The sequence below is a fragment of the Sphingopyxis sp. Geo48 genome (assembly GCF_949769155.1).
GTDB lineage: Bacteria > Pseudomonadota > Alphaproteobacteria > Sphingomonadales > Sphingomonadaceae > Sphingopyxis.
In genome coordinates this window covers 1-22,869 of the sequence record NZ_CATKPA010000007.1, presented here as the reverse complement: position 1 = coordinate 22,869, position 22,869 = coordinate 1, and the positions used below count along the sequence as shown (strand labels likewise).

Sequence of the window (22,869 nt, the reverse complement as noted above, 5' to 3'; positions counted from 1 at the left end):
GCGCCCGCCGCGCAACAGCCGATCGTCGGACGGTGCAGGCGAGCGCGCATTTTTCCGTGCATGACACACCGCATCGCGCCGCCGCCACGGCCCACCGCAGGACTCCCGCGATACCCAGCCATTAAATTGACTTTAACGACCTTTCTTTACAGAAAGCGGGCCGAAAAGATCATTCGGCGGCCGGGTCAAAGGGAGGCCCGTCGAGCGGGGGTTGCATTTTTTGTTCCAGCGCCACGAACCCATATCGGGTCACGAGCCCATTGCGGGTATATCCGGCAATACGGCCGTGCTGTCGATGGCACAGGCGATTCCGTTTCGCCCCGTGCGCGCCGATCCCGAACCGCTGTCGTGGCGCGACCGGCTGGCGCATCTCGACCTTGTTCCCGATCTCGGCGCCGATATCGGTTCGCAGGATTGGTGGCGCGGCCTCGCGACGCTGACCCTGCTGTGCGGCGCGGCCATTTCGACCTTCCCCGGCGTCAAGCCGCTGTCGGTGCGCGCGCCTGCGCTCGACGCCGCCGATTTTAACGAAGCCCGCGCGCAGATGATCGTGCCGCTGGCATTCGGCGGCGACACCGGCCGCCACATGGCGGCGACCGACGCCGTTCGCCCGCTCGCCCAGACCCCCGAACGCCCGCAGATCGAATTGACCGCAACCCTGGGTGCGGGCGACAGCTTCGCCCGCGTGCTCGAACGCTCGGGTGTCGGCAGCGGCGACGCGCAGGCGATCGCCGCGCAGGTATCGGGCGCGGTTCCGCTTGCCGACATCGCGCCGGGCACGCGCGTCGACCTGATCCTCGGTCGCCGCGCCGCGCGCACCATGCCGCGCCCGGTCGATGCGCTCGCGATGCGCGCCCGCTTCGACCTCCGGATCGAGATCGAGCGGGAGGGCGGCCGCCTCGTCATGCGCCGCATCCCGATCGCGGTCGATGCGACCCCGCTGCGCATCCGCGGCACCGTCGGCGGCAGCCTCTATCGCTCGGCGCGCGCCGCAGGCGCGTCGCCCGAAGTGATCCAGTCGTACCTCCGCGTCATCGGCCGCCAGATTTCGGTCGGCAGCGACATAAGGTCGAGCGACCAGTTCGACATCATCGTCGACCATCGCCGCGCCGAAACGGGCGAGAGCGAGACGGGCAAGCTGCTCTACGCGGGTCTCGTCCGCGGCGGCAAGGCGAAGCTGTCGATGATCGAATGGACTGTCGACGGCCGCACGCAATGGTTCGAGGCGTCGGGCGTCGGCGCACAGCGCGGCGGCATGGTCCGCCCGACCAACGGGCGCGTGACCTCGACCTTCGGGATGCGGCGCCACCCGATCCTCGGCTATCGCCGGATGCACAGCGGTGTCGATTTCGGCGGCGGCTATGGCGCCCCCATCTATGCCGTCAGCGACGGCTTCGTGTCGATCGCCGGCCGCACGGGTGGCTTCGGCAATTATGTCAAGCTCAGCCATGGCGGCGGGCTCGGCACCGGCTATGGCCATATGAGCCGTATCGCGGTGCGTCCGGGCCAGCATGTCTCGCGCGGGCAGGTGATCGGCTATATCGGGTCGAGCGGCCTGTCGACGGGTCCGCACCTCCATTACGAGGTCTATCGCAACGGCGTCCCGGTCAATCCGATGTCGGTCGCGTTCGTGACGCGCGCACAGCTCGAGGGCAAGGCGCTCGCCGACTTCCGCGCGCGCATCCGCCAGCTCACCTCGGTCGCGCCGGGCGCCGCGATGTCGGCGGTCGTGGCGAAGCCTGCCGACGGCCCCAAGCTCGGTTCGCTCGCCGACGTCGCAGAGAAGCGGGTCGGCGGCGGCATCTGACCGCGCCCCGCGCGCACCAATATCCATTTGCCCTCGGGCTCGGCGCCGCTATGCACGCGGCATGACTCATGCCCCCTTTCCCGACCTGCGTCTCCGCCGCACGCGCCGCACCGGCTGGAGCCGGGCGATGGTGCGCGAGCATCGCCTGACGCCGTCGAACCTGATCTGGCCGCTCTTCGTCTGTCCCGGCGACGGCGCCGAGGAGCCGATCGCGAGCCTGCCGGGCGTGTCGCGCTGGTCGGTCGACCGGATCGTCGACCGCGCGAAGGAAGCCGCCGCCGCCGGCATCCCGTGCCTTGCGCTGTTCCCCTACACCGAGCCCGCGCTGCGGAGCGAGGACGGCGCCGAAGCGCTCAACCCCGACAATCTGATGTGCCGAGCGACCGCCGCGATCAAGCAGGCGCTGGGCGACGACATCGGCGTGCTCACCGACGTCGCGCTCGACCCCTATACCAGCCACGGTCAGGACGGGCTGATCGGCGACACCGGCTATGTCCTCAACGACGAGACGGTCGAGGTGCTGGTCGGGCAGGCGCTGAATCAGGCGCGCGCGGGCGCCGACATCATCGCGCCGTCGGACATGATGGACGGCCGCGTCGGCGCGATCCGCGAAGCGCTGGAGACCGACGGTTTCGGTCATGTCCAGATCATGAGCTATGCCGCCAAATATGCCTCGGCCTTCTATGGCCCGTTCCGCGATGCGGTCGGCTCGCGCGGGCTCCTCAAGGGCGACAAGAAGACCTACCAGATGGACCCGGCGAACGTTGAGGAGGCGCTGCGAGAGGTCGAGCAGGATCTCGCCGAGGGTGCCGACAGCGTGATGGTGAAGCCCGGCCTGCCGTATCTCGACGTAGTGCGCGCGGTGAAGGAGCATTTCGCCGTGCCGGTCTATGCCTATCAGGTGTCGGGCGAATATGCGATGATCGAGGCGGCCGCCGCGGCGGGCGCGGGTGATCGCGATGCGCTGGTGCTCGAAACCCTGCTTGCCTTCCGCCGCGCGGGCGCGTCGGGGGTGCTGACCTATCACGCCCTGCACGCCGCGCGGCTGCTCGGCGCATGATCGAGACCGCGCGACTGATCATGCGGTCGTGGCGCGACGAGGACATCGCGCCGTTCCAGCAGATTTGCAGCGATCCCGATGTGATGGCGACGCTCGGCCCGCCGCTCGACATGGACGAGACGGCGGCGCTGATCGGGCGGGTCCGCGCGATCGAGGCGGAGCATGGTCACACCTTTTGGGCGCTCGAACGCAAGGAGGACGCGCGGCTGATCGGCTGGTGCGGGGTGATACGGGGCAGCGCAGGCCCGGTCGCGGGCAAGGCCGAACTCGGCTGGCGGCTCGCGCGCGACGCCTGGGGTGCGGGCTATGCGAGCGAGGCGGCGCGCGGCGCGGCGGACTGGGCGCTGGCGCATCTTCCCGACGACGACGACCTCTGGGCGATCACCTGGGAAGGCAATGGGCGTAGCCGCGCGGTGATGGAGCGGCTCGGCATGGCCTATCGGGCGGGGCTGGATTTCGATCATCCAAAGCTGGCGGAGGGCGATCCGCTGCGCCGGCATGTCACCTATTCGATAGCGAGGACCAAGGCCGCAGCATGACGAACCGCGAAGCATCGAGCCCGCGCCGCTGGCTGTTCGTGCTGACGATCCTCGTCGGCAGTTTCCTGCTCTTTCAGGTCCAGCCGATGGTCGCGCGCATGGTGCTGCCCAAGCTCGGCGGCGCGCCCGCAGTGTGGAACAGCGCGATGCTCGTCTATCAGGCGCTGCTGCTCGGCGGCTATGCCTATGCGCACTGGCTCGGCCGTTTTGCGGTCCGGCGGCAGGCGACGATCCATGTCGCGCTGCTCCTCGTCGCGGCGCTGTGGCTGCCGATCGGCATTGCGAGCCTTGCGCCGCCCGCGCCGGGGCAGGAGGCGCTTTGGGTTCCGCTGCTCCTGCTCGCCTCGATCGGTCCCGTCTTCTTCGCGGTGTCGGCGCAGGCGCCGCTGATGCAGCGCTGGTTCGCCGCCGACGCGCGCGCGGGCGATCCCTATTATCTCTATGCGGCGTCGAACCTCGGCAGCTTTGCGGGGCTGATCAGCTATCCGGCGCTGGTCGAGCCCTCTATGCCGCTGGCGACGCAGAGCTGGCTGTGGACTGCGGGCTATGGCGTGCTGGTGCTGCTCGTCGCGGCAAGCGGCGCGGCGCGCTGGCGCGGCGAGGCGGTCCACGAGACCGAAAGCGTCGCTGCTGGCGAATCGCGCCCGACGCTGCGCCGCCAGATCCACTGGCTGCTGCTCGCGGCGGTGCCGTCGGGGCTGATGCTGTCGACGACGACGCATCTCACCACCGACATCGTCGCGATGCCGCTGCTCTGGGTGCTGCCGCTCGGTCTCTACCTGTTGAGCTTCGTCATCGCCTTCTCGACCGCTGAGCGCCTGACGCAGGTTTTCACGACGATCGCGCCCGCGGTCCTGCTGTCGGTCGGCGGGTTGGCGTTGCTCAGCACCAGCGGGGGTACGATGCTCGTCGCGCTCGCGGCGCTCGCGATGCAGTTCATCGTCGCGGTCGCGCTGCACGGCTATCTCTATCATCTGCGCCCCGCAACGCAGCACCTGACGCTCTTCTATCTCGTCATGTCGGCGGGCGGCGTGCTTGGCGGCTTGTTCGCGGCGCTGTTCGCGCCGCTGCTGTTCGACTGGGTCTATGAGCATCCGTTGCTCGTCCTCGCCGCCGCCATGCTGCTGCCGCTGCCGGCCTTGTTCCCTTGGGACAAATGGGCGAAGCTGTCTCCCGCGACCGCGCGGACGATCGTCGCCGCGCTTATGGGGGTCGCCGCCTTCGCCTGCTGGAAGATGGTACATTTGTGGCTCGGCCGGATCGAGGGCGAGGTTGCGATGTGGGGGATCCTGCTCTTCGTCATCGGGCTGCTCGTGATCGGCTGGCGATGGGCCTTCGTCCTGTCGCTCGCGATGCTGATGCTGGGGGTCGGCGGCTGGGGCACGCTGCAGGAAAGCTTTACCGGCAATCGCGTGCGCAGCTATTTCGGCGTCTACACCGTCACCGATTATCCCGCCGAACATCAGCGCCGGTTGGCGCACGGCACGACGCTCCACGGGCTGCAGCGTACCGACGCCCCCCACCAGCTCGAACCGACGACCTATTACGGCCACCAGTCGGGGGTCGGCCTGACGCTCGACCGGGCGGAGGAACTGGCGGGCCCGACGGCATCGGTCGGCCTCGTCGGCCTCGGTGCCGGGACGCTGTCCTGCTATCGCAAGCCCGGCCAGCGCTGGACGATCTTCGAGATCGACCCGGCGATGGCGAAGATCGCGCGCGACCCGTCCAAATTCACCTTCATCAGCGAATGCGCCCCCGACGTGCCGATCGTGATCGGCGACGCGCGGCTCCAGATCGCGAAGCTGCCGCCGGCGCAGTTCGACATATTGGTGATCGACGCCTTTTCTTCCGATGCGATCCCGCTGCACCTGCTGACCGCCGAGGCGATCGGCATCTATGCGCGCGCGCTGAAGCCGGGCGGGGTGCTGCTGATCCACATCTCGAACCGCTTCTTTGAGCTCGAGCCGGTGCTGTCGACCGAGGCGCGGGCGCGCGGCTGGTCCGCGGCGATCCGTATGGACACGCGGCCCGACGAACTCAGTGGTCGCGATGACATCGGCGCCTTGACCGGATCGAACTGGGTCGCGCTGACCGCAACATCTGCGCGGTTGCAGCAGTTGACGGGCGGGCTGAAGCCGCGCGAAAAGGCCGAGGCCGACGGCGTGTGGGTGCCGCTCGAACGGCGGGCAGGCTTCCAGCGCTGGACCGACGATTATGCCTCGACCCTGCCGGTCCTGCTGTGGGGCCATCTTATCGGAAGGCGCGAATGACCTATAAAGACGTCAGCATCATCGCCGTGAACGGCAAGGCGCCGCAGATCGACCCCAGCGCCTTCATCGCGCCGGGATGCCGGATCATCGGCGACGTGACGATCGGCCCCGACGTCAGCATCTGGTACAATTGCGTGCTGCGCGCCGATGTCAGCCGGATTGTCGTCGGTGCGCGCTCGAATATCCAGGACGGCAGCGTCGTCCACTGCGACGGCCCGATGCCGCACCGCCCCGATGGGTACCCCACGATCATCGGCGAGGATGTGCTGATCGGCCATCTGGCGATGGTGCATGGCTGCACATTGGCGGATCGCGCCTTCGTCGGGCTCAAGGCGACGGTGATGAACGGCTGCGTGATCGGCAGCGACGCGATGCTTGCGGCGGGCGCGTTGCTCACCGAGCACAAGGAGATTCCCGGCCGCGAGCTCTGGGCCGGATCGCCCGCGCGGCGTGTGCGCGATATCGACGATGCACAGGCCGCAGGGATGCAGATGGGCGTCGCGCACTATGTGCACAACGGCCGCATGCACAAGGTGGCGGTGGAAGGGTAAGTAAATCCTCCCCGTGGCGAAGCTATGGGGAGGGGGACCGTCCGCGAAGCGGATGGTGGAGGGGCCGCGACGGTACGCCATCGCCCCTCCGTCAGCCCTGCGCCGAAGGCGCAGTTTATCCTGAGCGACTGCCGCAGGCAGGCAGTCGAAGGGGGCTGCCACCTCCCCATCGCTGCGCGACAGGGAGGATTTTCAAATCAGCCCAAGTTGGCGTTCACCATCGCATAGAGCATCGGGATCGACAGCAAAGTGTTGGTCCGCGAAAAGATCATCGCGGTCTTGGCCGAGGCCGCCTTGGTCGCATCGTCCGCCTCGACGATGCCGAGCGCCTTCTTCTGGTTCGGCCAGATCACGAACCAGACGTTGAACGCCATGATCAGGCCCAGCCACATGCCCACGCCGATCAGCTTGTACGGATCCTGGAAGCTCAGCGCCGGGATTGCATATTTGGCGTGGAAAGCGATGGCGAGTCCCAACAGCACCGTGATCAGTGCTGCCCAACGGAACCAGAAAAGCGCCGCCGGGGCGATATGCTTGCCCACCGCGGGTTTCAGTTCGGCCGGGATCTTGGGCATCGTCGGGATCTGCACGAAGTTGAAATAATAGAGCAGCCCGATCCACAATATGCCGAAGAAGGTGTGCAGCCAGCGCAGGATCGCGTTGCCCGCGGCGATCCCGTCCTCGAAATTCTGGCCGTTGAGACCGAGCATCAGGATGATCGCAAGTACGAGGCCTGCGCCGAGTACGGCGTGCAGATTACCGAAAAATTTGTCCATGATAGTCCCCCTCCATCTGTTTCGCCTCCGCGCGACCCGGAAGCGTGAAGGGGGATATGCCAGCGAGTGGCGGCGGGCTCAAGCTTGCTTGTCGGCGCCCTCGGTAACCGCAAGGCCGTGCTTCAGCATCACCGGCACCTGCGTCAGCGTGAAGAGAAAGGAGAGGGCGGTGACGCCCCAGACCTTGATCGTCAGCCAGAGGTCGAAGCTCATCTGCTTCGCCTGGATGAGTTCGTACATCACATGGTTGGCGACGCCGAGCGCGGCGAAGAACAGGCCCCAGTTGCGCGACAGCAGCAGCCAGCCCCGTTCGGTCACCCCCTCGAGCGCCGATTGCAGCAGATATTTGAGCATCGGCTTCTTGAGGAGCCAGCCGCCGAGCAGCAGCACCGCGAAGGCGGCGTAGATGATCGTCGGCTTCATCACGATGAAGCGCTCGTCGTGGAACCAGATGGTCAGCGCGCCGAAGCCTAGGACGAGGATGCTCGACATCCACAGCATCGGGGAAATGCGCCCGAGCTTCCACTTCGAGACGATCATCGCGACGATGATCGCCGCCATGAAGGCGACGGTGCCCTTGATCGCGCCGGTGGTCGCGGCGAACGCGCCGGTGCCGCCGGAGGAGAATTTATAGGTCAGGAAGAAGACGAGCAGCGGCCCGAAATCGATCGCGAAGTTGAGCCAGCCATGCTTGGCGGGCGGCGGCGCGGGGATCGGCTCGGGGCCAGTCGGGAGTTGGTCGCTCATCTGATGTTTCCGGCAATGATGCCCGCGATCTCGTCGGCGTCGAAGGGGCGAAGATCGTCGATCGTCTCGCCGATGCCGATCGCGTGGATGGGGAGGCCGTGGCGTTCTGCCGCAGCGACAAGAACGCCGCCGCGCGCGGTGCCGTCGAGCTTGGTCATCACGAGCCCGGTGACCCCCGCGACCTCGCGGAACACGTCGATCTGCGACAACGCATTCTGCCCGGTCGTCGCGTCGAGGACGAGCACGACGTCGTGCGGCGCGGCGGGGTTCAGACGGCCGAGGACGCGCTTGATCTTGGCCAGCTCGTCCATCAGTTCGCGCTTGTTCTGGAGCCGCCCGGCGGTGTCGACGATCAGCACGTCGATGCCGGTCGCGGTCGCCTGCTTCACCGCGTCGAACACGATCCCCGCGCTGTCGCCGCCTTCGGGCCCGGCCATGATCGGCACGCCGAGCCGTTCGGCCCAGACTTTGAGCTGGCCGATCGCGGCGGCGCGGAAGGTGTCGCCAGCGACGAGCATGACGCCATAATCCTGTTCCTGGAACAGGTGCGCGAGCTTGGCGATGGTGGTGGTCTTGCCCGATCCGTTGACACCGATCACCAATATGACCTGCGGGCGCGGGAAGGCGTCGATTTCGAGCGGTTCGGCGACGGGGCGCAGCACGGCGGCGATCTCTTCCGCTACCACCTTGCGCAACTCGTCGGTGCCGTTCGCGGCGACGTCGCGGCGTTCGGACAGGCGGTCACGGATGCGCGCGGCCATGTTCGGGCCGAGGTCTGCGGTGATCAGCGCATCCTCGATCCGGTCGAGATCGTCGTCGTCGAGTCGCGACTTGCCGGTGAGCCCCGACAGATTCTCGCCGAGCCGCTCCGACGTGCGCTTGAGGCCGCCGAGAAGGCGTTCGCTCCAGCTGAGGCCGCTCATGCCGCGAGCATCCTGTCGCCCTCGCGCGCGGTCAGGCGAACCGGCAGGATGCTGCCGGGTTCGGCGGGCGTCGCCAGCGTCAGCGCTGCGAAATTTTCGGCATGGCCGGTCAGCCCGTCGCGCTCGACGAGCATCGACGCGGTGCGTCCGACCTGTGCGTCGAGCCAGGCGGCGCGGCGGCGCGCGTTGGCTTCGCGGAGCTTGGCCGCACGCTCGCGGGCGATGCTGCGGCCGACCTGCGGCATCCGCGCGGCGGGGGTGCCGGCGCGCGGGCTGTACGGAAAGATGTGGCCGAAGACGATGTCGCAATCGTCGATCAGGGCCATCGAATGGGCGAACATGGTGTCATCCTCAGTGGGGAATCCGGCGATCAGGTCGGCGCCGATCGCGATGTCGGGGCGGGCGGCCCTCAGCCGTTCGGTCAGGCGCACCGCGTCGGCGCGGCGGTGGCGGCGCTTCATGCGGGTCAGCACCATGTCGTCGCCCGCCTGCAGCGACAGATGGACGTGCGGCATCACGCGCACCTCCCCGGTCAGTAGCGCGAACAGCGCATCGTCGATGCGGTTCGGGTCGAGCGACGAGAGGCGCAGGCGTTCGACGGGCAGCATCAGCAACGCTTCGACCAGCGCCGCGAGGCTGGTGCCGCTGTCGTCGCCATAGCTTGCAAGATCGACCCCGGTGAGGATGATCTCGCGCTGGCCGCGATCGATCGCCGTGCGGGCGGCGTCGAGCACCGCTTCGGTTGTTGCCGAGCGGGCGGTGCCGCGCGCGAGCACGGTCGCGCAGAAGGTGCAACTGTGCGAGCACCCCGTCTGCACGCCAAGGAAGGCGCGCGCGTGATCGGACCCTGAGAGGGCGGGGGTGTAGGGTGCACCGTGCCCCTGCGAAGGCAGGGGCCCATCACCTGCCGGTTCGAATTGGAGCCCACCGGAGATGGATGCCCGCCTTCGCGGGGACACGGTGGATTGATAACTCTCGGTCAGCCCCTTCGCATCGTTGCTCACCACCCGCGCGCCCATCGCGGCAAACGCATCGCGCTCCAGCTCCGCCGCGCATCCCGTCACCACGACCTCGGCCCCCGGCCGGTCGCGCAGCGCGCGCCGCACCGCCTGCCGCGCCTGCCGCACCGCTTCGTCGGTGACGGCGCAGCTGTTGAAGACGATCGTGTCGCGCGCGCCCGCCGCCTTGGCCGCGGCGCGTACCGCCTCGCCCTCGGCGATGTTGAGCCGGCAACCGAAATTGACGACCTCGACGCGGTCGGCGAGCGCAATCGTCATCCGAAGCGCGTCCAGTCGGTCTCGCCGTCATAGACGCGCGTCGCGGCGCCGCTCATCACGATCGGCTCGCCGGGCGCCCAGCGGATGATCAGGTCGCCGCCGGGCAGCGACACGGTGACGGGCGATTTGACGAGCCCGGCGCGGATCGCCGCAACTGCGGTCGCGCACGCCCCGGTGCCGCACGCCTGCGTCAGGCCCACGCCGCGCTCCCAGACGCGGAGCTGGAGCTGGTTCTCGCCGTCGAGGCTCGCGACATTGACGTTGACGCGCTCGGGGAACAGCGGATCGGTCTCGATCCGCGGGCCGAGTTCGTCGAGCGCGATCGCATCGGCCTCGGGCACGAAGAAAATGATGTGCGGATTGCCGACATTGACCGCGGCGCCATGTTCGAGCTCGTCCCAGGCGACGGGCATGTCGCGCGTGTCCATCGGCATCGCGAGCGGGATATGCTCCCAGTCGAACACCGGTTCGCCCAGCACCACCTCGGCACCGCCGTCGGCTGGGGTGACGCGCAGCATCCCGCCCAGCGTCTCGATCACCGATGGTTCGCCGAGCAGCGTGGCGACACAGCGCGTCGCATTGCCGCACGCCTCGACCTCGCTGCCGTCGGCATTGAAGATGCGCATCTTCACATCGGCGCTTGTCGAGGGTTCGAGCAGGATAAGCTGGTCGCACCCGATGCCGAAGCTGCGGTCGGCGATCGCATGGGCGCGCGCCGGGGTCATCTCGATGGGACGCTCGCGCGCGTCGATGACCACGAAGTCGTTGCCCAGCCCATGCATCTTGGTGAAGCGGTCAGCCATAGCCGCGCATGTAAGGGCGCGGGGGCGGGAAGTCTAGCGACCTGGGTGCGTCACGCCGTCTTGCGGAGCGGTTCCTCGTCGCCGGCAGGCGGGGGAGGCAGCGGCCGGGCGCTCTCGCGCAGCAGGCCGCGGTCGGCGAGCAGGCGCGCCGTGTCCGCGGCGGATGCCGCGCGGCCATAGTACCAGCCCTGGCCCTTCGAACAGCCGAGCCGGGTGAGTTCGATCGCGGTCGCTTCGTCTTCGACACCCTCGGCGGTGATCGGCATCGCGAGGCTTTCGCCGAGGCGGACGATCGCGACGACGATCGCCTGCGCGTCGGGGCTGCCGCGCATCGCCGCGATGAAGCTGCGGTCGATCTTGATCCGGTCGAACGGCAATGCACGGAGATGCGAGAGCGAGCTGTAGCCGGTGCCGAAATCGTCGAGGCTGAGCGAGACGCCCTGATTCTTGAGGCTGGTGACGATCGAGCGGACGAGCGGGAGGTTTTCGAACAGCGAGCTTTCGGTGATCTCGACCTCGAGCTGGTTCGCTGGGAAGCCCGTCTCGACGAGCAGCTTGGTAAGCTTCTGGCTGAACCAGGGGTCTTTCAGCTGCTGCGGTGAAATGTTGACCGCAAGCACGATCGACGGATCCCAGCTCTTGGCGATCTCCATCGCGTCGCGGACGACGCGCAGCGACAATTCGCCGATCAATCCGCTTTCCTCGGCGACCGGGATGAAGCGTTCGGGCGGGATCAGGCCATATTCGGGCGATTCCCAGCGCATCAGCATCTCGAAGCCGAGCAGGCGGCCGCTGGCGATGTCGACCTGCGGTTCGAAATAGGGGATGAATTCGCCGCGCGGCATGCCGTCGCGAATGCCGGTTTCGATCTGGTTGCGGATCTGCACCGCCATTTCCATGCCCGCCTGGAACCAGCAGTGGCGGTTCCGCCCCTCGTCCTTGCAGTGATACATGGCGATGTCGGCCTGGCGGACCATCGTTTCCATCGTGATGCTGGCGTCGGTCGCGAGCGCGATGCCAAGCGACGCGCCGATCCGGATCTGCTGCGAATCGTGCGCGACCGAATCTTCCAGCGCGGTGACCAGCGCCGCGGCCAGTGCGTCGATCTCGGCGCGCGCGACGGGCTCGAAGGGGAGCATCGCGACGAACTCGTCGCCGCCGAGCCGCGCCTTGGTAGCGGTCGGGGGCAGGATTTCGTTGATGCGCTCTGCGGCAACCTGCAGCACGCGGTCGCCGGCGGCGTGGCCGTGGATGTCGTTGACGGTCTTGAAATGGTCGAGGTCGAGCAGGAACAGCGCGACGTAGCGACGCTCGCCAGTCGCTTCCGCGATCATCCGCTGCCCCTGCGCGAGCAGGGCACGGCGGTTGAGGAAGCCGGTGAGCGGATCGGTGTCGGCGAGGTAGCGCGCGCGCTGTTCCGCCTCGGTGCGTTCGCGGATCTCGCGGTTCAGGTCCTCGTAGCGGCGCCAGCCGAAGAGGATCAGCGCGATATTCAGGATCATCGCGGCGGCAAGCACCTTGTCGGGCCCCCCACCGAGGCCGATGATCGTCTGCACGATCGACTGCATCACGCTGCCGCCGGTGCCGACGAACAGCAGGATCGCGGCCACGACGATCCCCCCGGCGAACATGTCGCGCCGCGCGTCCTCGCTGCGGTCGCGCGCTTTCGGTTCTGCTGTCATGTAACTATTCCCACCCATCGCAGCCATAGTGGCGGCGAGCGGTGAAATTTGCGTTAAGTGCGAACCGACGCCGTGCTTGCCTTTTGCCGCCGTTTTGCGTAATGGCGCCCCGTTCGGACGCATCTTGCGGACGGGCAGATATGACATCCGCGACGGAAAACACTGTCCACGGATACCGCTGGTTGGCGAGGTTTCGCTCACCGGCGTGTTTTGCGTTGCGGTCGTCAGAAAGGGTTTTTTAGGCGCATGTTCGACAGTCTGAGCAATCGGCTTGGCGATGTTTTCGGAAAGCTCCGCGGTCGCGGCGCGCTGACCGAGGCCGACGTGCGCGCGGCGATGCGCGAAGTGCGAATCGCCCTGCTCGAAGCCGACGTCGCGCTGCCCGTCGTGCGCAGCTTCGTCGATCAGGTCACAGACCTCGCGATCGGCCAGAATGTCCTCCGCTCGGTGACCCCGGGGCAGCAGGTGGTCAAGATCGTCAGCGACGCGCTGACCGAAATGCTCGGCTCCGAAACCGCCGAGCTCGAAATCGCCGTCACCCCGCCCGCCGTCATCATGATGGTCGGCCTTCAGGGCTCGGGCAAGACGACGACGACCGCGAAGATCGCCAAGCGGTTGAAGGACAAGGAGCGCAAGAAGGTGTTGATGGCGTCGCTCGACGTCAACCGCCCCGCCGCGCAGGAACAGCTCGCCGTCCTCGGCAGCCAGATCGACGTCGCGACGCTCCCGATCGTCGCCGGCCAGCAGCCGGTCGAGATCGCCCGGCGCGCGCTGCAGGCGGCGAAGCTGCAGGGCTATGATGTCCTGATGCTCGACACCGCGGGCCGCCTCCACGTCGACCAGCAGTTGATGGACGAGATGCAGGCGGTGTCGCGCACGGCGAACCCGACCGAGACGCTACTCGTCGTCGACAGCCTGACCGGTCAGGACGCGGTACAGGTCGCGCAGCGCTTCACCGATCAGGTGCCGCTGACCGGCGTCGTGCTCACCCGTATGGACGGCGATGCGCGCGGCGGTGCCGCGCTGTCGATGCGCGCGGTCACCGGCAAGCCGATCAAGTTCGCGGGCACGGGCGAAAAGCTCGACGGGCTCGAACTCTTCCAGCCCTCGCGTATCGCGGGCCGCATCCTCGGCATGGGCGACGTCGTCAGCCTTGTCGAACGCGCCGCCGAGACGATCCAGGCCGAAGAGGCCGAGGCGATGGCGAAGAAGATGGCGAAGGGTCAGTTCGACCTCGACGATCTTCGCACACAATTGAACCAGATGCGCCGCATGGGCGGCCTCGGCGCGCTCGCCGGCATGATCCCCGGCCTCAAGAAGGCGCAGGCGGCGATGGCGGAGAGCGGCGCCAACGACAAGATGCTGATTCACTTCGATGCGATCATGAGCTCGATGACCCCCAAGGAACGTGCGAAGCCGGAGATCATCACCGCGAAGCGCAAGATCCGCATCGCGAACGGGTCGGGGACGACGGTGCAGCAGGTGAACCGGGTGCTGAAGATGCATCAGGAAATGTCCACCGCAATGAAGAAGATCCGCAAGATGGGCGGCCTGAAAGGGCTCGGCGCGCTGTTCGGCAAGGGCGGCGGCATCCCCGGCATGGGTGGCGGCGGCATGGGCGGCGGCGGTGGCCTCGGCGGGCTGCCCGGGCTCGGCGGCGGGGCGATCCCGCCCGACCTCGCCAATCTGATCAACAAGAAGAAATGATTTCGACCAACTCTACTATTTGAACGTAAAGGAAAATATCATGGCTACCTCCATTCGCCTTTCGCGCGGCGGTTCGAAAAAGCGCCCCTATTACAAGATCGTCGTCGCCGATTCGCGCAGCCCGCGCGACGGCCGCTTCATCGAGCGTCTCGGCAGCTACAACCCGCTGCTCGCCAAGGACAATCCGGAGCGCGTGAAGCTCGACGCCGAGCGCGCCGCGCATTGGCTGAGCGTCGGTGCGCAGCCGACCGACCGCGTTGCCCGCTTCCTCGACGCCGCCGGCGTCAAGGAACGCGCCGCTCGTAACAACCCGAAGAAGGCCGAACCCGGCGAAAAGGCCAAGGAACGCGCCGAAGAGAAGGCCGCGAAGATCGCTGAGGCCGAAGAAGCTGCAGCCGCTGCCGCCGCCGCTCCGGCGCCGGAACCCGAAGTCGAAGCGCCGGCCGCTGAAGAAGTCGCTGCCGACGAAGTTGTTGCCGAAGAAGCCGCTGCTCCCGAAGCCGCTGAATCGGATGCGACCGGTTCGGTGAAGAGCGAAGAAACCGCCGAAGCGGTGGCCGACGCCGTCGCCGAAGAAGTCCCGGCCGACGCTACCGCCGACGACGCGACCGCGATTGCCGAGGAAGTCGCCGAAGGCGGCCCGGTGGCCGAAGAAGCTGCGGCCGAAGAAGCTCCGGCTGCCGAAGAAGCGCCCGCTGAAGAAGCCGGCGAAGAAAAGGCCGAAGGCTAAGCCTTGGCCGACGCAAACCGCCCCGTCACCCTCGCCGCCATCGCCGGCGCGCATGGGGTGCGGGGCGAGGTGCGACTCAAGCTATTTGGCGAAGGCGCAGAGGCTCTCCGCGCCTTTTCCGTTTTCGACGCGGGCGGGCGGAAACTGACGCTCAAGTCGGTGCGTCCCGCGAACCAGGGTGCGGTCGCGATCTTTGCCGAAGTGCGCGACCGCAGCGCGGCCGAAGCCTTGCGCGGCACGGTGCTGACCGTGCCGCGCTCGGCGCTGCCGCCGCTCGGGCCGGGCGAATATTATCATCACGATCTGGTCGGCCTACCGTGCGTCTCGACCGATGGCAGCGCCATCGGCCATGTCGCTGCGGTCGAGAATTTCGGTGCCGGCGACATCCTCGAAATCGAGAAACCGGCCGAGCCCGGCAAGAAGCCCGTCCGGTTCATGGTGCCGATGAACGCGCAGGCGGTTCCGGCATGGACCGACGACGGCGTGACCGTCGACGCGGCGTTCGTCGAGTAACGGGCGCTCCCTTATTGCTCGTCACCCCGGACCTGTTCCGGGATCCATTTTCCGGCGCTGGCGGCAATGGACCCCGGATCAAGTCCGGGGCGACGAAGGAGTATGATTGTCGACGGTCTCACCCGCTGTTAGCCTGACCGGGATTTGCCAGGGAGGGACTATGCGCTGGGAAACAGGCTTCGCTTTTGCTCTCATATTTGCGGGCGCGGTTCCCGCCACGGGGCAGGAAGGCGGGCCCAAGACCCTCGACCAGCTCGCTCCCGAAATCGATGCGCTCTTCGCGAAATTCCAGGCTGACCAGCACGTCCCCGGCCTCGTCTATGGCGTCGTGAAGGACGGCAAGCTCGCCTATGTGAAGGGCGTCGGCGTCCAGAATATCGACGACAAGCGGCCCGTCACCCCCGACAGCCTGTTCCGTATCGCCTCGATGACCAAGGCCTTCACCGCGCTGTCGATCCTGAAGCTGCGCGACGACGGCAAGCTGCGGCTCGACGATCTCGCCGAGGACTATATCCCCGAGATGAAGGGCTGGACCTATCCGACCAAGGACAGTCCGCGCATCCGCATCCGCGATCTGCTCCAGCATGTCGGCGGTTTCGTCACCGACGACCCGTGGGGCGACCGCCAGCAGGTGCTGCCCCAGGACGAATTCACCAAGATGATCGCGGCGGGTGTGCCGTTCAGCCGCGTACCGCAGAGCCAACATGAATATTCGAACTTCGGCTACGCCTTGCTCGGCCGGATCGTGTCGAAGGCGTCGGGCATGGCGTACACCGACTATGTCCGGCAGACGATCCTGACCCCGCTCGGCATGACGAGCAGCGGTTATGACGCGCCGCAGGCCCCGAAAGCGCGCTATGTGCTCGGCTATCGCTGGGAGAATGAGCGCTGGACCGCCGAGCCCGAGATGGCCGACGGTGCGTTCAACGCCATGGGCGGGCTGCAGGTCAGCGCGCGGGATTATGCGAAATGGGTCGCCTTCCTGCTCTCGGCATGGCCCGCGCGCGACGATCCCGATCGCGGGCCGGTCAAGCGGTCGACGGTGCGCGAGATTGCACAGGGGCTCAATTTCGTCGCGGTCACAAACCGCATCGGGTCGACCGGCGCGGCCGCGTGCAAGCAGGCCGCGGCTTACGGCATGGGCTGGCGCGTCGCGCAGGACTGCGACCTCGGCCTCACCCTCGCGCATGGCGGGGGCTATCCGGGATATGGCAGCCATGTGATGCTGATGCCCGACCATGGCGTCGGCGTCTTCGCGCTCTCGAACCGCACCTATGCTGGGCCGTCGGCGCCCGCGTGGGACACGGCCGTCGCGATGCACAAGGCGGGGTTGCTCGAGGTTCGCGCCGTGGCGGTGTCGCCGGCGGTTGCGGACCTCTATGCTTTGTCGAAGGCGGCTTATGCGGCGGGGAACCTGGGCCCTCTTCGGGGCAGGTTGGCGATGAATTTCCTGATGGACCGCTCGGCGGAGAATTGGACGGCCGAATTCGCGCGATTGAAGGCGGAGGTCGGCGAATGCCCTGCGGACGAGCCGTTGGCGCCGACGGGCGCAATGTCGACGGCGTTTCGCCTCAAGTGCACGAAGGGCAAGCTCGACGGACAGTTGCTGCTGGCGCCGACCCGGCCGGCGACGGTCCAGGCGCTGCGCTTTCGTGTCGTCAGGGACGCGCCCTGATATTTGCGGCCTGCCGCCCCGTTGCAAGGGGGGTGGGGCGGCAGGCCTGCGCCGCTCAGCGGCGTTTCGTGACGCGCGCCGGCACCGCCCGCTTCGCGAGGCGGCGCGCCGGGACGGCGCAGTCGAAATAGGAATCTTCGCCCGGCGCATGGATCGGGGTGACAAGGTCCACGAATGCGCGGAACCTGGCGCCGAGCCATTTGATCGCGCGATCGAGATCGGCGCTCATCCGTTCGTGGCCGTGTACCCAGCCGCGCATGAAATGCTCTTCCATCATGGCCTGTCTCCTGTCTTGGCCCCCTTCAAATGCGCCTGACGAGACGGCAAAGCCAACAAAAGCTTTGCTGGATATCATAAGTGGAGCTTATATATCGCCGATGTCGAAACTTCCGCCCCTTGCCGCCGTTCGTGCCTTCGAGGCGGCCGCACGCCTGCAGAATTTCTCGCGCGCCGGTGAGGAACTCGGGATGACGCAGGCCGCGATAAGCTATCAGATCCGCCAATTGGAGCAGCGGCTCGGCCGTGCGCTGTTCGTGCGGGAGAAGGGACGGGTGCGCCTTTCCGAAACCGGGCAGCGGCTGCTGCCGACAATAAGCGGAGCTTTCGCCGCGATGGGTGACGCCTTCGCCGCGATCAGCAGCGACGATGCGGAGGTGCTGACGATCAGCGCCGCGATCACGCTCGGCGGCACCTGGCTTAGCGCGCGGATCGGCCGCTTCCAGCTTCGCTACCCCGACCTTGCCGTCCGGTTGCTGATGTCGAACGACCTCGTCGATTTTGACGCGACCAGTGTCGACGTCGCGCTGCGCACCGGCAACGGTCACTGGCCGGGGCTGCGCACCGACTTTCTGTTCCGCAGCCATGTGACCCCGATCTGTTCGCCTGTGTTTCTTGGTGCGAACCATATCGCGACGCCCGCCGACCTGCTGCGCGCCGAACGTTTGGCGCCCAACGATCCCTGGTGGGCGGGCTGGTTCGCGGCCGCGGGCATCGGCACCCCGCCGCCGCCGCGGCAGGGGATCGAACTGGACAGCCAGCTTCAGGAATCGATCGCGGTGCAGGGCGGCTTCGGTATCGCGCTGATGACCCCGCTCTACTGGCGGACCGAGCTCGAGACGGGGCGGCTCGTGCGGCCGTTCGAGACCATTTACGAGCCCGGCACCGGCAATTATCTCGTCCACCGCGACAATCGGGTGGGGGTGCGCAAGATCGAACGCTTCCGCGAATGGCTGCACGAGGAGCTGGAGATGGATCGCCAGATGATCCCCGAGCCGCTATGGGAGCCGCTGCCATGAGTTTCGCCGCCGTTCCCCTGACGCTTTATCCCGACATGTTCCCCGGCCCGCTGGGGCACAGCATGGCCGGACGCGCGCTCGAAAGCGGCATCTGGTCGTGCGCGCCCGTGCAGATCCGCGACTTCGCCACCGACAAGCATCGCACCGTCGACGACACGCCCGCGGGAGGCGGCGCGGGGATGGTGCTCAAGGCCGATGTGCTGGCGGCGGCGGTTGATCACGCGAGCGCGGCGCATCCGGACCTCCCGATCCTCGCCATGACGCCGCGCGGAACCCCGATCACGCAGGCGCGCGTGCGCCAGCTCGCGGCGGGCCCGGGGGCGATCATCCTCTGCGGCCGCTTCGAGGGATTCGACGAGCGCCTCTTCGATGCCAGGCCGATCGAACAATTGTCGATGGGCGACATCATCCTGTCGGGCGGCGAGATGGGGGCGCTGTTGCTGCTCGACGCTTGCATTCGGCTGCTTCCCGGCGTAATGGGCGCGGCTTCAAGTGGTGATGACGAATCGTTTGAAAACGGTTTGCTCGAATATCCCCACTATACCCGACCTGCCATATGGGAAGGGCGCACGATCCCCGAAGTGCTGCGATCGGGGGATCATGCGAAGATCGATGCCTGGCGGAAACGTCAGGCGGAGACGGATACTCGGTTACGCAGGCCGGACCTTTGGGAGCGTCATGTCGACGCTCGGGACCGACCTGCCTCTGGCGCGCGGCGAAAGAATAAGGACTAGAGGACATGAACCTCATCCAGACGATCGAAGCCGAAGAAATTGCCAAGGCCGGCAAGACGATCCCCGAATTCCGCCCCGGCGACACGCTGAAAGTCGGCGTGAAGGTGGTCGAAGGCGAACGCACCCGCGTCCAGAATTTCGAAGGCGTGTGCATTGCACGCTCGAACAAGGGCATGGGCTCCAACTTCACCGTGCGCAAAATGTCGTTCGGCGAAGGTGTCGAGCGCGTCTTCCCGCTCTATTCGCCGAACATCGACAGCATTACCGTCGTCCGCAAGGGCGCCGTGCGCCGCGCGAAGCTTTACTATCTGCGTGGTCGCACTGGTAAATCGGCGCGTATTGCGGAACGCCGCGATTACCGGTCGGAAGCCGGCGAAGGCTAAGGAGAGCTTCTCTCACCCAAAGCCGAAACAGCTTTCAAAAACGACCGGTTCCGCCAACAGGCAGAGCCGGTCGTTTTCATTTGGGCGAAACGAATTTGCTGCAGCCGTCCCCCTTGTTCCAACCGACACGGCGCGCCTTCCTCGGCGCGGCGCTCGCGCTCGGCTTTTCGGGAAATGTGACGGCTGCAACCGATGCGCAGCGGCTCGTCGCGGCGGCGCGCAGGCAGATCGGTGTCACCCTGCGCTATGATCCCGCCTATACGGTGCTCGCCTTCCCGAACGGCGATGTCGAGCGGGTGAAGGGTGTTTGCACCGATGTGGTGATCCGCGCCTTTCGCGATGCGCTCGCCCTAGACCTGCAGGCCCTTGTAAACGCCGACATGCGCGCCAATTTCGGGGCCTATCCGAAGAATTGGGGTCTCGGACGCCCCGACCGCAATATCGATCATCGCCGCGTTCCCAACCTTGTAACCTTCTGGCGGCGGCAGAAGGCGGCGGTGCCGGTCACCGATGCTGCGGCCGATTGGCGTCCGGGCGACATCTTCACGCAAATGGTCGGCGGGCGCCTGCCGCATACCGGGATCGTGTCGGACAGGAAGAATACCACCGGCACGCCGCTGGTGATCCACAATATCGGTGGCGGTGCCCGCGAGGAGGATGCGCTGTTCGCGCATCCGCTGACCGGCCACTTCCGCTGGAAAGTTTAAGCCTACCCAATGTTTTCAACCGAGTTCTACGCTGAGGAGTGAGTAAATGGGTTATCGTATCGTTGTCGCCGGCGCGACGGGCAATGTCGGGCGCGAAGTGCTCGCCATCCTGGCCGAGCGTGAATTCCCGATTGCCGAACTGGCCGCGGTCGCATCGTCGCGCAGCCAGGGCGACGAGATCGAGATCGGCGATACCGGCAAGACCGTCAAATGCCAGAATATCGAGAATTTCGAGTGGACCGGCTGGGACATGGCGATCTTCGCGATCGGCAGCGACGCGACCGCGATCCACGCGCCCAAGGCCGCCGCGGCGGGCTGCGTCGTGATCGACAACTCGTCGCTCTATCGCATGGACCCCGACGTGCCGCTGATCGTGCCCGAGGTGAACCCCGACGCGATCGACGGCTATGTGAAGCGCAACATCATCGCGAACCCCAATTGCTCGACCGCGCAGATGGTCGTCGCGCTGAAGCCGCTGCACGATGCCGCGAAGATCAAGCGCGTCGTCGTTGCGACCTATCAGTCGGTGTCGGGCGCGGGCAAGTCGGGCATGGACGAGCTTTGGAACCAGACGCGCCAGATCTTCGTCGGCGACGAAAAGGACGTGCAGAAATTCACCAAGCAGATCGCCTTCAACGTCATCCCGCATATCGACAAGTTCCTCGACGACGGGTCGACCAAGGAAGAGTGGAAGATGGTCGCCGAAACCAAGAAGATCCTCGACCCGAAGATCAAGGTCACCGCGACCTGCGTCCGCGTTCCCGTCTTCGTCGGCCACTCCGAGGCGATCAACATCGAGATGGAGAATGAACTGTCGGCCGAGGACGCGCAGCGCATCCTCCGCGAAGCGCCGGGCGTGATGCTCGTCGATAAGCGCGAGGATGGCGGATACATCACCCCCGTCGAGTGCGTCGGCGACTATGCGACCTTCGTCAGCCGCGTGCGCGACGACAGCACCGTCGACAATGGCCTCAATCTCTGGTGCGTCAGCGACAATCTCCGCAAGGGTGCGGCGCTGAACGCGGTCCAGATCGCCGAACTGCTAGGCCGCCGGCACCTGAAAAAGGGCTGAGGCCGATCCTCCCCATGGCTGCGCCACAGGGAGGATGGTCGTGGCGGTGGCACGGCGTTCGGGCTATGCCCCTCGCATGACCAGCCCCTTCGCCTTCACCCACGCGCTCTGCCGCGCCCCGGCGCCGTCTGCCGTGAACGGCATCCGCGCCGGTGGTGGTCCCGACCCCGATTTCGCCATGCTCGTCGCCGAGCATGGCGCCTATGTCGCGGCGCTCCGTGATCTCGGCCTGATGGTCGACGTCCTCCCGCCGCTCGACGACTTTCCCGACGCGCTGTTCACCGAGGATGTCGCGCTGACCTTCCCCGAAGGCGCGATCCTGCTCCGCCCCGGAGCGGAAGCCCGCGCGGGCGAGGTGGCGCATATCCGCGAAGCGATGGCGGTGCGGCATCCGGTCCTGCTCGAAATGACCGTCGGGCATGTCGAGGGCGGCGACGTGCTGCGGCTCGCCGATCGGGTGATCATCGGCCTCTCCGACCGGACCGACCGCGCCGGCGCCGAGGAACTGGCGGGGCTGCTCGCTGAGCTCGGCTACCGCGCCGAGGTTGCAGAAACCCCCCAAAGCGTCCTGCATTTCAAGACCGGCTGCAGCCTGATCGACGAGCGGACCGTGCTTACGGTCCCCGCGATGCGCGACTGCCCCGAATTCGCCGGGTTGGAGGTCGTGGCCACCCCGCCTGGCGAAGAGGGCGCCGCGAACATCCTGCGCGTTCGCGACACGGTGCTGATCGGCGAGCGCTGGACGGCGACGCAGGCGATGCTCGCCGCGCGGGGGGTGCCGTATCGCACCATGGCGACCGACCATGTCGCGCGCCTCGATGCGGGGCTGAGCTGCATGTCGCTGCGCTGGTAATCGCGGGCGGCGGTGGCATAAGGATCGGGACGCGAAACAGGAGGCGGTGATGCGGGCATGGACGGGCTTGGTGATGCTGGGATTGCTCGCGGCGTGCAAGCCTGCCGACAAGCCCCCTACCGACGAGACGGCCGTGCCCTCGGCGCCGCGGGTGCCCGAGGCGAAGGCCGACGGTCCCGCTGCCGCCACGACCGCAGTCGCGCTCGACGCCGAGGGGCTGCGCTTCATCGACAAGGCCAGCGGCAAGGCGAGCCTCCTGGCTTTCGGCGTTCCGCGCGAGCAGGCAGAGAATTCGCTCGCGAACGTCGCGGGCAAGGCCGACGATCGCAGCGACAACAATGAATGCGGCGCCGGGCCGATGGCGTTCACGCGCTTCGACGCGATGACGCTCAATTTCCAGGACGGTAAGTTCGTCGGCTGGTTCCTCGGCAACGAAAAGGGCGCGAAGGATTATTCGACGGCGAGCGGGATCGGCATCGGGACGACGCGCGCCAAGGCGAAGCAATCGGTCACGATCACCGATATCGAGGACAGCACGCTCGGCGAGGAGTTCAGCATCGGCACCGGTGACACGGTCGTCGGCGGCATGTTCGCCGAACCCGGCGACGCGGCCAAGGTCGACGCGCTGTTCGCGGGCGTGAACTGCTTCTTCCGCTGACGACCGTTATGTGCCCTTCGCTCCTCCCTGTGGCGCAGCCATGGGGAGGTGGCAGCGCGAAGCGCTGACGGAGGGGCAATACCGCCGCCGTTGCGGCCCCTCCACCG

At 67.0% G+C, this 22,869-nt stretch carries 22 protein-coding genes and 1 pseudogene; 16 read left to right on the top strand and 7 right to left on the bottom strand.

Features of this window, described 5'->3' with window-relative positions; translation table 11 throughout:
• The first annotated feature begins 295 nt into the window (after positions 1-295).
• The 5 genes from QOL79_RS17515 (at position 296) to QOL79_RS17495 (ending at position 6,227) form a co-directional block, all read left to right on the top strand.
• Complete coding sequence (locus QOL79_RS17515; RefSeq protein ID WP_283420287.1) at positions 296-1,807, top strand: peptidoglycan DD-metalloendopeptidase family protein; 1,512 nt, start codon at positions 296-298, stop codon at positions 1,805-1,807.
• A gap of 61 nt (positions 1,808-1,868) precedes the next feature.
• A complete protein-coding gene (gene hemB, locus QOL79_RS17510; protein ID WP_283420286.1) occupies positions 1,869-2,867 on the top strand; it encodes a porphobilinogen synthase in 999 nt (332 codons plus the stop codon).
• Complete coding sequence (locus QOL79_RS17505) at positions 2,864-3,406, top strand: GNAT family N-acetyltransferase (protein WP_058455023.1); 543 nt, start codon at positions 2,864-2,866, stop codon at positions 3,404-3,406. Before hemB ends, QOL79_RS17505 begins: the two co-directional genes overlap by 4 nt.
• Positions 3,403-5,676 carry a spermidine synthase gene (locus tag QOL79_RS17500; RefSeq protein WP_283420285.1) on the top strand — a complete coding sequence of 758 codons (2,274 nt, stop codon included), beginning with the start codon at positions 3,403-3,405 and terminating at the stop codon, positions 5,674-5,676. Before QOL79_RS17505 ends, QOL79_RS17500 begins: the two co-directional genes overlap by 4 nt.
• The gene (locus QOL79_RS17495; protein ID WP_283420284.1) at positions 5,673-6,227 is read left to right on the top strand and encodes a gamma carbonic anhydrase family protein; all 555 of its coding nucleotides are present in this window, start codon (positions 5,673-5,675) and stop codon (positions 6,225-6,227) included. The genes QOL79_RS17500 and QOL79_RS17495 overlap by 4 nt, the downstream gene beginning before the upstream one ends.
• Positions 6,228-6,424: 197 nt before the next feature.
• Here QOL79_RS17495 and QOL79_RS17490 read toward each other — a convergent pair whose 3' ends face one another.
• The 6 genes from QOL79_RS17490 to QOL79_RS17465 all read right to left on the bottom strand — a co-directional run bounded on the left by QOL79_RS17490 (position 6,425) and on the right by QOL79_RS17465 (position 12,435).
• On the bottom strand, positions 6,425-7,003 hold the full coding sequence (locus QOL79_RS17490) for a urate hydroxylase PuuD (protein WP_283420283.1): 579 nt from the start codon (positions 7,001-7,003) through the stop codon (positions 6,425-6,427).
• Positions 7,004-7,081: 78 nt separating this feature from the next.
• Positions 7,082-7,750 carry an inner membrane-spanning protein YciB gene (locus tag QOL79_RS17485; RefSeq protein ID WP_283420282.1) on the bottom strand — a complete coding sequence of 223 codons (669 nt, stop codon included), beginning with the start codon at positions 7,748-7,750 and terminating at the stop codon, positions 7,082-7,084.
• A complete protein-coding gene (ftsY, locus tag QOL79_RS17480; RefSeq protein ID WP_283420281.1) occupies positions 7,747-8,673 on the bottom strand; it encodes a signal recognition particle-docking protein FtsY in 927 nt (308 codons plus the stop codon). The genes QOL79_RS17485 and ftsY overlap by 4 nt, the downstream gene beginning before the upstream one ends.
• Positions 8,670-9,950, bottom strand: coding sequence for a MiaB/RimO family radical SAM methylthiotransferase (locus tag QOL79_RS17475; RefSeq protein ID WP_283420280.1), 1,281 nt, complete (start codon positions 9,948-9,950; stop codon positions 8,670-8,672). The genes ftsY and QOL79_RS17475 overlap by 4 nt, the downstream gene beginning before the upstream one ends.
• Positions 9,947-10,753: a diaminopimelate epimerase gene (gene dapF / locus QOL79_RS17470; RefSeq protein WP_283420279.1), complete on the bottom strand. Its 807-nt coding sequence runs from the start codon at positions 10,751-10,753 to the stop codon at positions 9,947-9,949. The genes QOL79_RS17475 and dapF overlap by 4 nt, the downstream gene beginning before the upstream one ends.
• 50 nt (positions 10,754-10,803) lie before the next feature.
• Positions 10,804-12,435: a putative bifunctional diguanylate cyclase/phosphodiesterase gene (locus tag QOL79_RS17465; protein WP_058455031.1), complete on the bottom strand. Its 1,632-nt coding sequence runs from the start codon at positions 12,433-12,435 to the stop codon at positions 10,804-10,806.
• A gap of 246 nt (positions 12,436-12,681) precedes the next feature.
• Here QOL79_RS17465 and ffh point away from each other — a divergent pair, with 246 nt between their 5' ends.
• From ffh to QOL79_RS17445, 4 genes and pseudogenes are all read left to right on the top strand, one after another.
• Positions 12,682-14,142, top strand: coding sequence for a signal recognition particle protein (gene ffh, locus QOL79_RS17460; protein WP_058455032.1), 1,461 nt, complete (start codon positions 12,682-12,684; stop codon positions 14,140-14,142).
• 40 nt (positions 14,143-14,182) lie between these two features.
• A pseudogene (gene rpsP, locus QOL79_RS17455) lies at positions 14,183-14,653 on the top strand (30S ribosomal protein S16); the annotation flags it as partial.
• Positions 14,654-14,875: 222 nt separating this feature from the next.
• The gene (gene rimM / locus QOL79_RS17450; protein ID WP_058455034.1) at positions 14,876-15,385 is read left to right on the top strand and encodes a ribosome maturation factor RimM; all 510 of its coding nucleotides are present in this window, start codon (positions 14,876-14,878) and stop codon (positions 15,383-15,385) included.
• A 160-nt stretch (positions 15,386-15,545) separates the two neighbouring features.
• Positions 15,546-17,060, top strand: coding sequence for a serine hydrolase domain-containing protein (locus tag QOL79_RS17445; protein ID WP_283420278.1), 1,515 nt, complete (start codon positions 15,546-15,548; stop codon positions 17,058-17,060).
• 55 nt (positions 17,061-17,115) lie between these two features.
• On the opposite strand, the gene QOL79_RS17440 is transcribed toward QOL79_RS17445, so the two are convergent.
• Positions 17,116-17,337, bottom strand: a complete 222-nt coding sequence (locus QOL79_RS17440) for a hypothetical protein (protein WP_283420277.1) — start codon at positions 17,335-17,337, stop codon at positions 17,116-17,118.
• A gap of 100 nt (positions 17,338-17,437) precedes the next feature.
• On the opposite strand from QOL79_RS17440, the gene QOL79_RS17435 reads away from it, so the two are divergent.
• The 7 genes from QOL79_RS17435 (at position 17,438) to QOL79_RS17405 (ending at position 22,762) form a co-directional block, all read left to right on the top strand.
• The gene (locus QOL79_RS17435) at positions 17,438-18,355 is read left to right on the top strand and encodes a LysR substrate-binding domain-containing protein (RefSeq protein WP_283420276.1); all 918 of its coding nucleotides are present in this window, start codon (positions 17,438-17,440) and stop codon (positions 18,353-18,355) included.
• The gene (gene trmD, locus QOL79_RS17430; RefSeq protein WP_283420275.1) at positions 18,352-19,089 is read left to right on the top strand and encodes a tRNA (guanosine(37)-N1)-methyltransferase TrmD; all 738 of its coding nucleotides are present in this window, start codon (positions 18,352-18,354) and stop codon (positions 19,087-19,089) included. The genes QOL79_RS17435 and trmD overlap by 4 nt, the downstream gene beginning before the upstream one ends.
• A 5-nt stretch (positions 19,090-19,094) precedes the next feature.
• On the top strand, positions 19,095-19,472 hold the full coding sequence (gene rplS, locus QOL79_RS17425) for a 50S ribosomal protein L19 (RefSeq protein WP_058455038.1): 378 nt from the start codon (positions 19,095-19,097) through the stop codon (positions 19,470-19,472).
• A 113-nt stretch (positions 19,473-19,585) separates the two neighbouring features.
• Positions 19,586-20,179 (top strand): DUF1287 domain-containing protein, encoded by a 594-nt coding sequence (locus QOL79_RS17420; protein WP_283420274.1) that lies wholly within the window; start codon positions 19,586-19,588, stop codon positions 20,177-20,179.
• 46 nt (positions 20,180-20,225) lie between these two features.
• Positions 20,226-21,251: an aspartate-semialdehyde dehydrogenase gene (locus tag QOL79_RS17415; protein WP_283420273.1), complete on the top strand. Its 1,026-nt coding sequence runs from the start codon at positions 20,226-20,228 to the stop codon at positions 21,249-21,251.
• Positions 21,252-21,327: 76 nt separating this feature from the next.
• Positions 21,328-22,104, top strand: coding sequence for an arginine deiminase family protein (locus QOL79_RS17410; RefSeq protein WP_283420272.1), 777 nt, complete (start codon positions 21,328-21,330; stop codon positions 22,102-22,104).
• Between the two features lie 49 nt (positions 22,105-22,153).
• Positions 22,154-22,762 carry a hypothetical protein gene (locus QOL79_RS17405; RefSeq protein ID WP_283420271.1) on the top strand — a complete coding sequence of 203 codons (609 nt, stop codon included), beginning with the start codon at positions 22,154-22,156 and terminating at the stop codon, positions 22,760-22,762.
• The last annotated feature ends 107 nt before the right edge of the window (positions 22,763-22,869 follow it).